This is a genomic window from Dyadobacter jejuensis (assembly GCF_003149085.1).
GTDB classification, from domain to species: Bacteria; Bacteroidota; Bacteroidia; order Cytophagales; family Spirosomataceae; genus Dyadobacter; species Dyadobacter jejuensis.
Map to the genome: position 1 here is coordinate 134,669 of NZ_QGDT01000009.1, position 14,261 is coordinate 148,929.

A 14,261-nucleotide genomic window follows, 5' to 3' on the forward strand; every position below is an offset into this window, starting at 1 on the left:
AAATTATAGCCCCAAGCACTACTTATTCATAGGAGCCAGTGTATACTGGGCTTTGACCTGGATTGTCTGTGCGATTTTCATAAAAACAATTTTTGGAACATCTATATGATGATCTTCCAATTGTACCTCGAAACTTGAGTCGATTATGATGGTCCCCCTTCTTACAGCAATGGTTCCTTCTAGGGTCCTGGTCTGGCTCTGGCCATGTACTGTAAAAGTTCCTGTGGCCGATACCTTACTAATCCCTTCTTTGCCCAAATCGATCGCTTGGTTCACCTTCCCTCTAAAGCTTGCCGTTGGATATTGGTCCGATTCCATATAGTTTTCGTTGAAATGCTCTTGCATCAACTTATTAGGAAACACAAAATCCTTCATGTTCATACGAATGGCCAATTCTCTCGTTTTTGTATTGAACACGGCTTGCCCCCGTTTGTTCTCGGCTTGGATGTTTTCTAGTGGGGTATCCGAAGAAAACTGCGTATTGCCACTCGTGGTACTATACAAAGCTGCAGCGACTTGTCCCAAAGCGCTATAGGAGATAAACAGCCCAACCAGCACCAAGTGTAGTGTATATTTTAACTTATTCATAATAAAAGATTTAAAACCATCCACTCCCTACTCCTTCAGTTCCGTACCAACCGGGTCTTTTTGCCTAGGCCAAACGTTCGGGAAATATTAAAACCATAATGAATATCACCCTTTCCCCAGGTACCGAGTGTCTCCCCTACGAACTGCCGCTCGATCATCCCCAGTGCATTCGTAAAATGCAACTGGAATACATGCCCACCAGTCTCTATATCCACCCCAATCGACAGGGCGTCGTAATAGGGAGCGGTAGTAGTAAACTTTTCTCGGGCCGTATAAAAATATTCGGCATTGACCGACACCCGTTTGCTTAGCTTATAGCGGCCCCCTACCCCTACGGCCAGCAACAACTTTTCGTCCCCTTGGGTCAACGGATCATTTCTAAATAGCCAAGTCGGAGAAAGTTGCAAGGAGAGCTTTTCGCCAAACTTTCGAGCCACTAATACCTGGGCTGTATAGGCGATCCTGTCTTGAAAAACCTGCTCTTTGTCGGCCGTATAGGCACTAAGACTGCCGAAAATGGTAACCGACACGGGTACAGGTTTTAGACCCGTAGCTTGTTGAAAAAGCTTGTACTTCAAAAATGAATCATAGGCCTTTTGAAGGGTACTCCTGCCTAGCCCTACCATCAAGCGGTCGGTAATACCATATTCGAATCCCATGCGCATGGTGGCCTGGTCGAGGCCAAAGAACTGATAGGCTCCAGAATTCACGCGTCCAAAGCGATGTGAAATACGAAAATCCAAATGCTGCCTTTTCATCGTCTCTATCGATTGACCATTTACTACCCTGGTCGACTTAAAAGTGGCGGATACTGGGGCGTTAAGAGATGAATCTAAGGAGGGCAATTGATCGAACAGATCGTCCTGCGCTAAGCCCAATAATGGCATAAACAGGATCCATACTAGATATTTACACTTCCTGATCATACACAGTTAAGACGTTACGGTGAGGATATTGCCATCCATTGACAGCGTTATTTTATAGGTCTGTAGGTCGGGTATAGTCTCTCCGGTACTAGGTCCTTTCTGCACCGAACCACTGGTCGAAAACTCCGAACCGTGGTTGTTACAATACAAATTATTATCCCCTTTCTGGTATTGCAATTCGGTACCTACATGGGTACATCTTTTGGCTAGGGCGACATAGGTTTTTTGAGTAGTAAAGGCCACCAGTACATCCCCAAAAATCTGATATTCCCCTTCTATTTTCAACTTGGCGTTGGACGAATTACCGAGATCGACCGTGAAATTAATGCTGCTACCGGTGGTCGTACCTGTTACTCCGGTGCCACCGTCGCTTGGGTCAGGATCTTCGTCTGTAGTACCACAGGCACTCAAGCCCGTACCCAGGCAATAAAATGCCATTAAGGATGAGGTACTTAACCCCAGTCCTTTCAGAAATTCTCCTCTTTTCATAGTTGTGTTGGTTTATAGAATTTGAATGAATAGAATGCTCAAAATTTTATGATTAAATCTATATCTATAAGTAATCTCCTCGCCAACGCTCACCGAAACTTTGGGGTATAGCGCAAAGAAAACCAGATGCCTGCTGTAAACAGATTGACCTTACCAAAGCCTACTTTTTTAATGGGTACCGTAATATTGGGCTCGGCCATCAAGGATACCGATTTATTGAGGCGGTATTCATAACCCACCGATGCGTTGAGATGACTAAACCAGTACCAACCGGTTTGCCCTTCCCAATTATACCACTTGATACTGGGGTCTGACTGCGCGTAGAGGTATTCATATTTTTCATTTCCCATATGGTACGAGGAGCCCCCGGCTGTAAGGGACCATCTATGCCGACGGGTGCTACGCAAATCATAACGCAAATTGATTGGAATCTCCATAATCTTGCAATTTCCATCGACGGCCATGGGCATCACAGCCTGTCCCCAGTTGGACGGCCAAGTATAATCGCCATGTTTGGCCATGTATTTTTTTGTACTCATCACGGCTCCCGACTGAACGTAAAGCCGAGGTGCCACCCCATACTCCACCAGTAAAGCTACCGACCGGCCCATTTTTGCCTCCTTCATAAACCTTACCGACCCTAAGTCGGGCGAGAGCCCAAATTTTACGGCCCATTTAGGGCTATCTACCATCGGTTTCCGAGCCGGCTCCAACCCCAGGGCATCGGGCTTTTGAACCCCGGGCCATTGCATTTTTACAGGATTATGTACCGTTGGGTCGGCCAAGGCCAGCACCTCCAGTCCCCCCTGCTTGGGCTCCTGTTCTTGCGCGTTCGCTACCCCTATACGTTGCTCCGAAACCTCGGATTCCTGCCCTTCTCCCGATAGGTTTCTATCCCCCATTTTAGGTGTTAAAAGTGATTCAAAACTGTCTTCATTGGGTAAATGTCTTGCTTTATTGGAACCATCCACTTCAAACTTTCTACTTTCCGTATAGCGCGTGGGTTGTTTTAGCCGATTTTTGGGCTTAGGGGAGTCAGTTCCTAGCGATAAGCCTTTCTCACGACCCTCTCTAGCTTGGCTTCCCTCCGTGGTCGCTGTAGCCACGTTCCCTTCTTTGAGCATCGGGCTACTGTATTCCGCGACTTCTCCCTTGCCGGCCTCTATGGCTGAACCTTTTTCCTCAGCTCCATGAGCCGTTGTCGACGTGTTTAACTCTATCGTACTGTTCCTATTATCCTCTCCGGCTTCGCGAGTCCCTACCCATACCAATCCACCCAGCAACGCCACTACTCCTATCAGCATAGCCAAGGGAAGGCGCCTGTACCAAGGCAATGGACTGCCTCCTTGATCGCTGGCGTCTAAGCGCGACCGGAGGTCTTTCCAGCCATCGGGATCGTACTCCGTATCAAGCTCCTCTGAAGATTTACTGAAGAGCTTGTCCAGTTCGTCATCTGGTAACTCTATCATAATCTTCTATATTTAGCTTGGATAACATTTCTCTGAGTTTTTCTCGTGCACGTGATAAGTTCGACTTGGAAGCCCCTACTGTAGTACCCAGTTGTTCGGCGATCTCTTCATGCGAATAACCATCGATAACAAATAAACTGAATACCGCCCGGTAAGAAGGAGTAAGGCGCTGTATTAACAAAACCAAATCATCGTGCGACAACTTCCCAATTACCGTTTCATCCACCATGACCTGCTCAGCTCCCTTGGGGTCGTCATATATTTCATGGCGCGACTCTTTCCTATAATGGTCAAGGGCAGTATTAATCATGATCCTACTAAACCAGGACTTAAAGGGTCGGTTGACATCGAAGGTATCCATTTTGGTAAAAACTTTAAAGAAACCATCATTTAGAATTTCTTTCGCCTGGCCCCGATCCTTTGTGTAGCGCATGCATATGTTCATAGCAAAGCCATAGAACTGCTTATAGAGCAATTCCTGACTCCGACGATCTTGTTTTAAACAACCGTCGAGTAGCTCTTTCAACAAGTCCGCCTCACGCTCGGTCATATAGGTTATTTATTCATTGGTACGGAGTCCCCCCCCATGAGGTTGCGCAATTGAAAAAAATTATATTAAAATAATAAATATCTCCTTGAAAAACAATTAATTACAATCATGGAGCATGATAGGCTTCTAACAATAAAAATGCGGGTTGGCCATTCATTTTTTTAGATTAGCTACCTTTGTCGTTTCACTATCTTTCTAAAAGGAAAGACAGTTCCAAAAAAATAGTGAAACATAGACCATCGGACTCCATGGTCTTAAGCATACGATATGTCAGAAACAGAAAAAGCATCGACCCCTACCTCCCCATTTACCGTCAGGAAAATCAGTAAGGATGGGCTAAAAATAACTTTTAAACTATTTAGATATCTGTTGCCTTATAAAGGCACTTTTATTGCTGGCCTCATTTTCTTGGCCCTTTCTACCGGCACCTCGCTGGTATTTCCCAAGCTTATCGGGAGCATCATAGAAGTCATCGAGGGCAAGTCGCCCTATACGATCAACCAGATCACCCTATTTTTATTCTTTATCCTGGTCTTTCAGGCTATTTTTTCTTTTTTCAGAATCTACCTGTTTACCCAGGTAAGCGAATGGTCCATGACCGACATCCGTAGCGACGTCTTTAGCAAGATCATCACCCTTCCTATCAGCTTCCTAGAACAGCGCCGTGTGGGAGAGCTCACCAGTAGGATTACCTCCGACGTCGGACAGCTGCAGGGACTGCTATCGTTTACGATCGCGGAGTTATTTCGGCAAGTAGCCACCCTAGTCGTGGGCATAGCCATCCTATTTTACACCTCCTGGAAGCTTACATTATTTATGTTAGCTACATTTCCTATACTAGTGGTGGCGTCGGTATTTTTTGGCCGCCATATGCGTCGGCTTTCCAAGAAAGCCCAAGATGAGCTGGCCGCTGCCAACGTAGTAGCCGAAGAAACACTGCAATCGGTCAACGTGGTTAAAGCCTTTACCAATGAGCAACTGGAGTCGGACCGGTACAAAAGTATCTTGCTTCGTGTAGTGGACTTATCCCTCTATGCGGCCCGTTTTCGAGGAGGCTTCGTTTCCTTTATCATCTTCGCCCTCTTCGGGGGGATCGTCGGCGTGGTATGGTATGGCGCAGGACTGGTACAGTCAGGGGAATTCGGCTTGGCCGACCTATTCACCTTTATACTCTATACCACCTTCATTGGTGCCTCCATCAGTGGTATGGGGGATTTATATGCTCAAATCAATAAAACGGTAGGTGCCTCTGAAAGGCTTTTCGAGATATTGGCCGAACCTGCCGAAATAGAGCTCAAGAACACCCATCCACAGGCCAAAATCCCTATTAAAGGGGAGGTAACCTACGACAAAGTTGTTTTTTCTTACCCCTCTCGCCGAGATGTTCCGGTACTCAAGGGCATAGATATTCAGATACCTGCCGGCGAAAAAATCGCCCTGGTGGGCTATAGTGGCGCCGGAAAGTCTACCATCATACAGCTTCTGATGAGGTTTTATAATACCGATGCCGGGGAAATTCGCCTCGACGGCAGGCCAATTTCCGATTTCGGACTTACAGACCTCCGTAACAACATTGCCATTGTCCCCCAAGAGGTGATGCTATTTGGTGGAAGCATCTACGAAAATATCCTGTATGGTAAGCCTGGCGCCACTAAGGAGCAAGTCTACGAAGCCGCCAGGAAGGCCTACGCTATGGAGTTTATCGATACCTTCCCCGAAAAACTCGACACGCTCGTTGGTGAGCGGGGAATAAAGCTTTCGGGAGGGCAGCGGCAGCGCATCGCCATCGCTAGGGCTATATTAAAAGATCCTAAAATTCTGATTCTCGATGAGGCTACCAGCTCGTTGGATGCCGAATCGGAAAAGTTGGTGCAGATTGCCTTGGACGAGCTCATGCAAAATCGGACCACCATCGTGATTGCCCACCGACTGGCCACTATACGCAAAGTCGACACCATATACGTAATTCGGGAAGGTCAAATTGCCGAATCAGGCTCCCACCAAGAATTACTTTCTATGGACAACGGGCTATATGCAAGCCTCATTAAGATGCAGTTTGAAGACGCTGAAAACCTGAAATGAACCAACCCACTTCCTCCCCCCACGCTTTTTTCGAAAAGACCGTATCCGAAGCCCAGCAAGCCGAGAAGGTTGCTCAAAAAAGAATCAATTTATTAGCCATCCTCCGGCTGGGATCATTTATTGGCCTGGTGCTCGGGGCTTGGCTGTGGTATCGAACCGGGCAAGTCGCCTATGGCGGCCTCTCCCTTGTATTGGCTGCGGCATTTCTGCTGCTCATGCGCCGGCAACAGGTGGCCAAGAGAAAGCGCAGCTACCAACAAAATCTGCAACTTATCAATACAGATGAAATCAATCGTTTGAAATTTCAATTTACCCGTTCTGACAATGGACTGGAGCATAAAATAACGGACCATCCCTATGCGGCAGACTTAGATATTTTTGGCGACTATTCCCTATTTAGACTGCTGAACCGTACCCGTACCAAAACGGGCAGTAAAAGATTGGCAGAGTGGCTGCGGCAACCTGCTCCTTTGGAGGAAATCCTGATGCGGCAGGAGGCCATTACCGAATTTGCCAAAAAACCAGAGTGGCGGCAACACTGGGAGGCCACAGCGTTGCTGTACCCCCAAGCGGGACAACATATTGGAGCCCTCAGAACCTGGGTTCAGCAGACTATGGAACCCGATCTGGCGGGCTCTCTACGATGGAGATTCTTCCCGGTACTCACATTTTTGGTAGGTGGCGCATTTTTGGCGGGATGGATACCTGTATGGCCCCTCCTATTGGCTATTGGATGGCAGATGGTCATTTTGAAGCGCTATCAAGCGCTCTTAAAGGTTTTGGTGAACCAAACTACCGAGCTGGGCAAGACATTGATAGCCTATAGCGAGTTGCTCGAACAGGCCGAAAACAGTTCCTTTTCTTCTCGTTGGTGGCAACAGCGCCGTGCCGAGCTAAAGCAGGCTAGTCAAAGCCTCAACCAAGTGGGACAAATATTCGACCGGCTCGATTTTCGAAACAATCCTTATTTTTCAATTTTTATTGGCATCCCTACGATGTGGGACCTGCACTGCCTGGCCGGCCTAGAGGACTGGAAACGGAAGTATAGGACGCCACTGGGCCAATGGCTGAACGTACTGGCCGACACCGAAGCCATTAACAGCCTGGCTGGGTTTTGCTATGCCAACCCCGGCTATGTTTTCCCTCAAGTGAGTTGGGGTACCGAATTGGAGATTAATGCCCAACAACTTGGCCACCCCCTCATTGCCAGAGAAAGCATCGTTTGTAACGACTTTAGGATGTCGGGCAGGGGCAACACCATCCTCATTACTGGCTCCAATATGTCGGGGAAAAGCACTTTCTTGCGAACCTTAGGCATCAACTTGGTACTCGCCCAAACGGGATCGGTGGTATGTGCCCATGCCCTAGCCTGCTCTCCAGTACGCGTTTTTAGCAGCATGCGCACGCAAGATTCTCTGGAAGAAAGCACCTCTTCTTTCTATGCCGAACTGAAGCGTCTACGCCAACTATTAGAATATGCCGATGCCCCAGACCCCATACCGGTATTTTATCTGCTCGACGAAATCCTAAAGGGTACCAACTCCGCCGATAGACATAAGGGAGCCGAGGCGCTGATCAAACAGCTACATCACAAAAACGCCCTAGGGCTTGTCTCCACCCACGATCTTGAGCTAGGAGAATGGGGTAGTCAACGTGATTTTGTAGAAAATTTCCATTTCCGATCCGATGTAGCCGAGGGAAAGCTCGACTTCGATTATAAGCTACACCCGGGGATTTGTCGGAGTTTCAACGCTTCGGAGCTCATGCGGATGATGGGCATCAATATAGAAAGAGAGAAGCCATAACCTACCCAAAAAACAATCCCTTTCTGTTCTTATCATCCCTTTTACGTAACTTTGTAGATTAATTTTACGTTGTACTAGGCAGCGGACATATTATACAAAAAAAAATCAGGAGAAATAAGTCTTGAAAAGTTCCTAAATAAGTAATTTAAACGTTCACACAGAAACCTAAATGGAAGTATTAATAATGGCCGGACAGCTCATACTGGGCTTGTCCATCTTGGTAGGATTACATGAATGGGGGCATATGGCCGCAGCAAAAATGTTTGGCATGCGGGTAGAGAAGTATTTCATTGGGTTCCCCCCCAAAATATTTAGCTTCCAGAAAGGTGAGACAGAATACGGTATAGGCGCCATTCCTTTGGGAGGCTTCGTGAAAATATCAGGGATGATTGACGAGTCCATGGATACCGAAACCATGAATAAAGAGCCACAACCCTACGAATTCCGCAGCAAACCCGCTTGGCAGCGCCTGGTAGTGATGCTAGGTGGTATCATTGTCAATGTAGTGGTGGGGGTGTTTATCTTCATTGCCATAGCCTATAACCAAGGAGAAAAATTCCTTTCAGGAGAAGAGGTCAATAAATATGGAATTGTAGCGGGAGAGCTCGCTGAGGAAATAGGCCTTAAAACAGGCGACAAGATAGTCCGGGTCAATGGACAACCCTACCAAAACTTTAGTGACTTACTAAGTTCCGATGTTTTTCTGGGATCTTACAGCTCCTATACCGTCGACAGAAATGGCCAGGAAATTGACATAGACATCCCTAACAACCTGATCGAAAAGCTTTCGGATCCAGAACAAAAGGGGAATTTTATTCGCCCTCTGGAGCCTTTTAAAATTGGAGAAGTAGTCGCCGGTTCTCCAGCCGCCAAAGCGGGATTAATGACCGACGATAAAGTCGTGGCCATCAATGGAACCAGCATCACCTATTTTAACCAGATGCAGGATGTATTGCAAAACCTTAAAGGCAAGTCGGCTTCCCTAGCCGTACTTCGCAATGGCGAAACCAAAAACCTGAGCGTGGATGTGAACGAAGATGGTACCATTGGGTTCTATCCAGTGAGTTTGCTAAACTTTACGGTAGTAGACTATAGCCTCGGTGAGGCGATTTCGGTAGGTACTCAGGATGCCTTCGCCGTGGTGTTCAATAACATCAAAGGCTTCGGTAAGATATTTCGTGGGGAAGTGTCGGCATCGAAAGCCCTCAGCGGCCCTATCGGCATTGCACGTATGTTTGGTGGGGTGTGGGACTGGAGCCGCTTTTGGTACCTTACAGGCCTGCTGTCGATGGTATTGGCCTTTATGAATGCGCTTCCAATACCGGCACTCGACGGTGGCCATGCCGTCATTTTGTCGTATGAGATTATTTCAGGACGCAAGCCTTCCGATAAATTCCTAGAGAATGCCCAAAAAGTGGGCATGGTACTTTTGTTAGGACTGATGGCCTTCGCCATCTTCAATGATGTGTGGAAAGCAGTATTTTAAGATGCTCAATATTAAAGCCGGGAATTCCCTTATCAATATAGCTTCCCTAGCCCCTTTCGGGACCATTACGCAATGGTCCCGAAAAGGAGTATTTCTTCTATTGGTGTTGGTTACTTGTACGGCAAGTTCCCTGCATGAGTACCATGTAAGCGTTACCCAGATCCACCAAAACAAGTCAGGAAAAACTTTGGAAGTGAGTATCCGGGTCTTTACCGACGACTTGGAGCGTGCGCTTTCGGAGAATAATGGCAAACGACGATTTGTCATTAACGACAAAGACCAAAACGACGCTTTTATAAAACGGTATATTGCAGAGCACTTTAAGTTAGTCAATTCCAAAAACGAGCCCCTACAACTGAGCTATCTGGGTAAAGAGGCCGAAGCCGACGCTACTTGGATCTATCTGGAAACTGGTGTTAATACGCCTGTAGAAGGCCTTTTGCTCACCAACAGCATCCTTACTGACATTTTTGACGACCAGGTAAATATGACCAACCTTAAAATTGGTTCCTCAAAAAAAACCTACTTATTTAAGAAAGGAAAGACCAAACAGCCTCTGTAGGCTCCCTGGTGGTTGCCTTGCTGCCACTGTTTCCTTTGGCATGGCTATTTTGTATTGTTTTACCTTTCTTTTGATATTCATTATTTATATATTGGGACATGATTATCTGTCACAATGACAGAACGCCTATGAAATTTGAACCTTCTGACTTATACAGTCGACTGCTTGTATCGGACGATGACATTGATAGCCTTGAAATAGTGCCTTTGGGAGGACCAGATGGGGCCGAGGAACCATTGGAATTGCCTAGTGAACTGGCCATTTTACCTATCCGACAAACGGTACTATTCCCTGGAATGGTAATACCCGTAACGGTGGTGCGTCAGAAAGCCATTCGTCTGGTAAAAAAAATATACCGAAATTCGGATATCAATTTGCGCATCTTAGGGGCCGTTACCCAAGCCAAACCCAATAAAGAGGACCCCTCTGCGGAGGATCTTTATAACGTAGGGACGGTAGCCCAGATCTTAAAGATGATCACCCTTCCTGACGGCAACGTCACCATCATCGTTCAGGGTCGTCAACGCTTCGAAATTAAATCCATCGTCAGCGAAGATCCCTATATCACTGCGGCCGTGCAGGCTATTGAGGACGTTTTTGGGAGTGCTTCCAAAAAGGAATCTAAGGCCTTGTTGCAGTCCTTACGAGATGGAGCACATAAGATCATGAAGCTTAACCCGGAGATCCCTCAAGAGGCCCGGATCGCTTTGGACAATATTGAAAGTCCCATTTTCTTGATTCATTTCCTTTCCTCGAACATCAACGTAGACGTTACCGACAAGCAAAAGTTGCTCGAGGAGCGCAACGGTCATAAGCAAGCCAATCTGCTGCTACAGTACATGATGCGCGACATCGAAATGCTGGAACTAAAGCGGGAAATACAGTCCAAAGCTAGCTCTGATATCGATCAGCAGCAAAGAGACTATTTCCTACGCCAGCAGATCAAGGTGCTACACGATGAGTTAGGAATGGACAGTCCTGAGCGCGATTTGGACGAGCTTAGGCTCAAGGCTTCTCTTAAAAGCTGGACCCCCGCTATCCAAGCGCATTTCGACAAGGAACTCTCCAAGTTGCAGCGCATTAACCCCATGGCTCCAGAGTACCCCGTTACGATGAACTATCTAGAAACGATGGTAGATCTACCCTGGGGGGAATATTCGAAAGACAATTTCGACCTGAACCGTGCTCAAAAGGTGCTTGATACCGATCATTTCGGTTTAGAGAAGGTGAAGGAAAGGATCATCGAATACCTGGCGGTATTAAAGCTTAAAGGGAACCTGAAGGCTCCTATTCTCTGCCTCTATGGCCCTCCTGGGGTGGGTAAAACCTCCCTGGGCAAGTCGGTAGCCAAGGCATTGAACCGCCAATATATCCGTATGGCCCTAGGTGGGGTGCACGACGAAGCCGAAATCCGTGGCCACCGGAAGACCTATATTGGAGCCATGCCCGGCAAAATCATCCAGAACATCAAAAAAGCGGGAACTGCTAACCCTGTTTTTATCCTCGATGAAATCGACAAAGTTAGTTCCGATTTCCGTGGTGACCCCTCCTCGGCCCTGTTAGAAGTATTGGATCCCGAACAAAACGCTTCCTTTACCGATAACTACCTAGAGGTAGAATATGACCTGTCGCAGGTACTATTTATCGCCACAGCCAACTCATTGGAGACGATCCATCCCGCCCTCCGCGACCGGATGGAGATCATCGAAATGACGGGGTATACCATCGAAGAAAAATTACAGATCGCAAAAAAATACCTCGTTCCCAAACAACGCAAGGACCACGGCCTTAAAGCCACCGATATCCGTATCGACGATGCCGCCTTGCTCAAAATTATAGAAGGATATACCCGCGAGTCTGGAGTTCGTAACCTCGAACAAAAGGTAGGTACCGTGGTACGCAAGATTGCAAAATCGGTGGCTATGGAAGAGGACTACGTAAAAAGCGTGAAGGCCGACCATATAGAAAAGCACCTCGGAGCCGAAATATTTGACAAGGACCTTTACCAGGATAACGACTTCGCTGGAGTGGTTACTGGGCTAGCCTGGACGTCGGTAGGTGGAGAAATCCTCTTTATAGAGACGAGCCTTAGCAGGGGTAAAGGTAACCTGACCCTCTCCGGGCAACTTGGGGATGTAATGAAGGAATCGGCCGTAGCCGCCTTATCCTACCTCAAAGCCAACGCCGACCGACTAGGCATCGACTATAGGGTGTTTAATCATTACGACCTCCATGTCCATGTACCCGCCGGAGCGGTTCCAAAAGACGGCCCGTCTGCAGGAGTTACCATGGCTACTTCTATGGCTTCGATTTTCACCCAACGAAAAGTGAAGCCCTATATAGCCATGACGGGCGAAATAACCCTGAGGGGAAAAGTATTACCCGTAGGTGGTGTAAAAGAAAAAATCCTGGCAGCTCGACGCGCAGGGGTCAAGGAAATCATCCTATGTGTTAAAAACCGCAAGGACGTCGAAGAGGTCCCTGCCAACTACATTAAGGACCTAAGCTTCCATTATGTAGACCAAGTAGATGAGGTTTTGAAAATTGCCTTACTTCCAGAAAAAGTAAAGAATGCCATGACATTCGTCTTCCCTGCCGAAAAGAAAGATACCGAGCAGGAAGACCCCATGAAAGTGGTCACTGTATAAAAAAAATCCTTCTAGCGACCGTCTCCTTTTAATAGTGGGACGGTCGTTGGGTTTTAGGGGTTCCCATCGATTTGTTGCGTCCTAATAGACAGAACAGAAACATACGAATCGATGTCGCGAGCAACTTTATCTCCCCAATTACTTGACCAGCAGCCAGACCTGCTGCCCAACCATGCGCAACTACTGGCCTTGCCCGAGAAAATCATACAATTCGGTACCGGCGTACTGCTTCGTGGCCTACCCGATTATTTCGTAAATAAGGCCAACCAACAAGGCGTATTCAATGGCCGCGTGGTGGTGGTAAAATCGACTTCAGGAGGTGGTACCGATGCCTTCTTAGATCAGTCGAGCATATTTTCGCATACCATCAGAGGAATCGATAATGGGAAAGAGGTGGATCATACCCTGATCAACACAGCCATAAGCCGGACCCTGAATGCCCATCAGGATTGGGAAGAGATACTGCAATGTGCCTCCAACCCCAGCATGCAAATCGTATTGTCGAATACCACCGAGGTGGGGATACAATTTGCCGACGACGATCTTAAGGCAAGCCCACCGGTGAGCTTTCCTGGGAAGCTTACTGCCTTCTTATTGGCCCGGTACGAAGCCTTCGACGGCTCCGAAGAATCGGGGATGGTGATTGTACCCACGGAGCTCATTATAGGCAATGGAGATAAACTCAAGGCGATAGTGCTTCAACAAGCCACAACGCATCAACTAGATAAAGGCTTTATACGGTGGATCGAAGAGAGCAACCATTTTTGCAACTCCCTCGTCGACCGTATCGTACCAGGAAAACCCGACGCAGCCACTATTGAGGAACTTGCCGAAAAAAATGGCTACGACGATCAGCTCCTCATCGTATCGGAAGTGTATAGTCTTTGGGCCATTCAAGCCCAGAGCCCCGTTGTGGCTGAAGTTCTCTCCTTTGCCCAAACCGACCCAGGAGTGGTCATTGCGGCCGATATCGACCTTTTTAGAGAGCTAAAATTACGGCTATTGAATGGAACGCATACGCTGGCCTCGGGCTGGTGCTACCTCAACGGCCAAAACACGGTACGAGAATGTATGGAAAGCGAAGAGGCTTCCTCCTTCATTTCGGAAGTAATGCTTCAGGAATTATCTCCGGCCATTCCTTTCCCAGTAGAGCAATCCGTAGCCCTAGAATTTGGCAACCAGGTACTCGATCGGTTCAGGAATCCTTTTATCCGTCATAAGCTCATCGACATCACGGTGCAATATACCGCCAAAATGAAAATGCGCAACGTCCCTACTTTATTGAATCATTACCGTAAAAGCTCCGAAGTTCCACAACGTATTGCCAGTGGATTTGCCGCCTTTCTACAATTTATGAAGCCCGTAAAGGAGCAAGATGGCCAGTATTTTGGGGAAAGAAATGGGGAGCAGTATCCCATTCGCTGTGACGCTGCCGCCTACTTCAACCAAAAATGGGAAGCGGCCCAGTCAGCAGAATCCCTGGTGGAGGCTGTCCTGAGCGATGAAGGGCTGTGGGGCACCGACCTTACCACCCTGCCCGGATTTGCCGACTCCGTAAAAACTAGCCTGGCCAAATACCAGATCACTAGCCAAGCATAAAGCAAAAAGGGATGAAGTGCCAAAACGCTTCATCCCTTTTTAACTTAATAATAGCTA

General features: G+C 47.5%; 11 protein-coding genes. 6 read left to right on the top strand and 5 right to left on the bottom strand.

What is annotated here, in order from left to right; all coding sequences use genetic code 11:
* Positions 1–18 precede the first annotated feature (18 nt).
* From CLV98_RS16305 to CLV98_RS16325, 5 genes are all read right to left on the bottom strand, one after another.
* A complete protein-coding gene (locus CLV98_RS16305) occupies positions 19–588 on the bottom strand; it encodes a YceI family protein (protein ID WP_109675843.1) in 570 nt (189 codons plus the stop codon).
* A 35-nt stretch (positions 589–623) separates the two neighbouring features.
* On the bottom strand, positions 624–1,514 hold the full coding sequence (locus tag CLV98_RS16310; protein ID WP_229203420.1) for a DUF5777 family beta-barrel protein: 891 nt from the start codon (positions 1,512–1,514) through the stop codon (positions 624–626).
* 6 nt (positions 1,515–1,520) lie between these two features.
* Positions 1,521–2,003 (bottom strand): QcrA and Rieske domain-containing protein, encoded by a 483-nt coding sequence (locus CLV98_RS16315; protein ID WP_109675845.1) that lies wholly within the window; start codon positions 2,001–2,003, stop codon positions 1,521–1,523.
* A gap of 89 nt (positions 2,004–2,092) precedes the next feature.
* Entirely contained in the window at positions 2,093–3,472 is a 1,380-nt protein-coding gene (locus CLV98_RS16320) for a hypothetical protein (RefSeq protein ID WP_109675847.1), read from the bottom strand.
* Entirely contained in the window at positions 3,453–4,022 is a 570-nt protein-coding gene (locus CLV98_RS16325; RefSeq protein ID WP_109675848.1) for an RNA polymerase sigma factor, read from the bottom strand. The genes CLV98_RS16320 and CLV98_RS16325 overlap by 20 nt, the downstream gene beginning before the upstream one ends.
* Before the next feature lie 267 nt (positions 4,023–4,289).
* Between CLV98_RS16325 and CLV98_RS16330 the strand changes: the two genes are divergently transcribed.
* From CLV98_RS16330 to CLV98_RS16355, 6 genes are all read left to right on the top strand, one after another.
* Positions 4,290–6,104, top strand: a complete 1,815-nt coding sequence (locus tag CLV98_RS16330; RefSeq protein ID WP_109675849.1) for an ABC transporter ATP-binding protein — start codon at positions 4,290–4,292, stop codon at positions 6,102–6,104.
* A complete protein-coding gene (locus CLV98_RS16335; protein ID WP_109675850.1) occupies positions 6,101–7,909 on the top strand; it encodes a MutS family DNA mismatch repair protein in 1,809 nt (602 codons plus the stop codon). Before CLV98_RS16330 ends, CLV98_RS16335 begins: the two co-directional genes overlap by 4 nt.
* Positions 7,910–8,078: 169 nt before the next feature.
* The gene (gene rseP / locus CLV98_RS16340; RefSeq protein ID WP_109675851.1) at positions 8,079–9,395 is read left to right on the top strand and encodes an RIP metalloprotease RseP; all 1,317 of its coding nucleotides are present in this window, start codon (positions 8,079–8,081) and stop codon (positions 9,393–9,395) included.
* A 1-nt stretch (position 9,396) separates the two neighbouring features.
* A complete protein-coding gene (locus CLV98_RS16345; RefSeq protein WP_146202296.1) occupies positions 9,397–9,957 on the top strand; it encodes a DUF6702 family protein in 561 nt (186 codons plus the stop codon).
* Positions 9,958–10,085: 128 nt separating this feature from the next.
* On the top strand, positions 10,086–12,605 hold the full coding sequence (lon, locus tag CLV98_RS16350) for an endopeptidase La (RefSeq protein WP_109676003.1): 2,520 nt from the start codon (positions 10,086–10,088) through the stop codon (positions 12,603–12,605).
* Between the two features lie 111 nt (positions 12,606–12,716).
* A complete protein-coding gene (locus CLV98_RS16355; RefSeq protein ID WP_109675855.1) occupies positions 12,717–14,204 on the top strand; it encodes a tagaturonate reductase in 1,488 nt (495 codons plus the stop codon).
* Positions 14,205–14,261: the final 57 nt, after the last annotated feature.

Excerpts from the sequence above, each read along its gene's own strand:
- CLV98_RS16335 (WP_109675850.1), top strand. The coding sequence starts at position 6,101 with ATGAACCAACCCACTTCCTCCCCCCACGCTTTTTTCGAAAAGACCGTA.
- CLV98_RS16310 (WP_229203420.1), bottom strand. The coding sequence starts at position 1,514 with ATGATCAGGAAGTGTAAATATCTAGTATGGATCCTGTTTATGCCATTA.
- CLV98_RS16325 (WP_109675848.1), bottom strand. The coding sequence starts at position 4,022 with ATGACCGAGCGTGAGGCGGACTTGTTGAAAGAGCTACTCGACGGTTGT.
- CLV98_RS16320 (WP_109675847.1), bottom strand. The coding sequence starts at position 3,472 with ATGATAGAGTTACCAGATGACGAACTGGACAAGCTCTTCAGTAAATCT.
- CLV98_RS16345 (WP_146202296.1), top strand. The coding sequence starts at position 9,397 with ATGCTCAATATTAAAGCCGGGAATTCCCTTATCAATATAGCTTCCCTA.
- lon (WP_109676003.1), top strand. The coding sequence starts at position 10,086 with ATGAAATTTGAACCTTCTGACTTATACAGTCGACTGCTTGTATCGGAC.
- CLV98_RS16330 (WP_109675849.1), top strand. The coding sequence starts at position 4,290 with ATGTCAGAAACAGAAAAAGCATCGACCCCTACCTCCCCATTTACCGTC.
- CLV98_RS16355 (WP_109675855.1), top strand. The coding sequence starts at position 12,717 with ATGTCGCGAGCAACTTTATCTCCCCAATTACTTGACCAGCAGCCAGAC.
- CLV98_RS16305 (WP_109675843.1), bottom strand. The coding sequence starts at position 588 with ATGAATAAGTTAAAATATACACTACACTTGGTGCTGGTTGGGCTGTTT.
- CLV98_RS16315 (WP_109675845.1), bottom strand. The coding sequence starts at position 2,003 with ATGAAAAGAGGAGAATTTCTGAAAGGACTGGGGTTAAGTACCTCATCC.
- rseP (WP_109675851.1), top strand. The coding sequence starts at position 8,079 with ATGGAAGTATTAATAATGGCCGGACAGCTCATACTGGGCTTGTCCATC.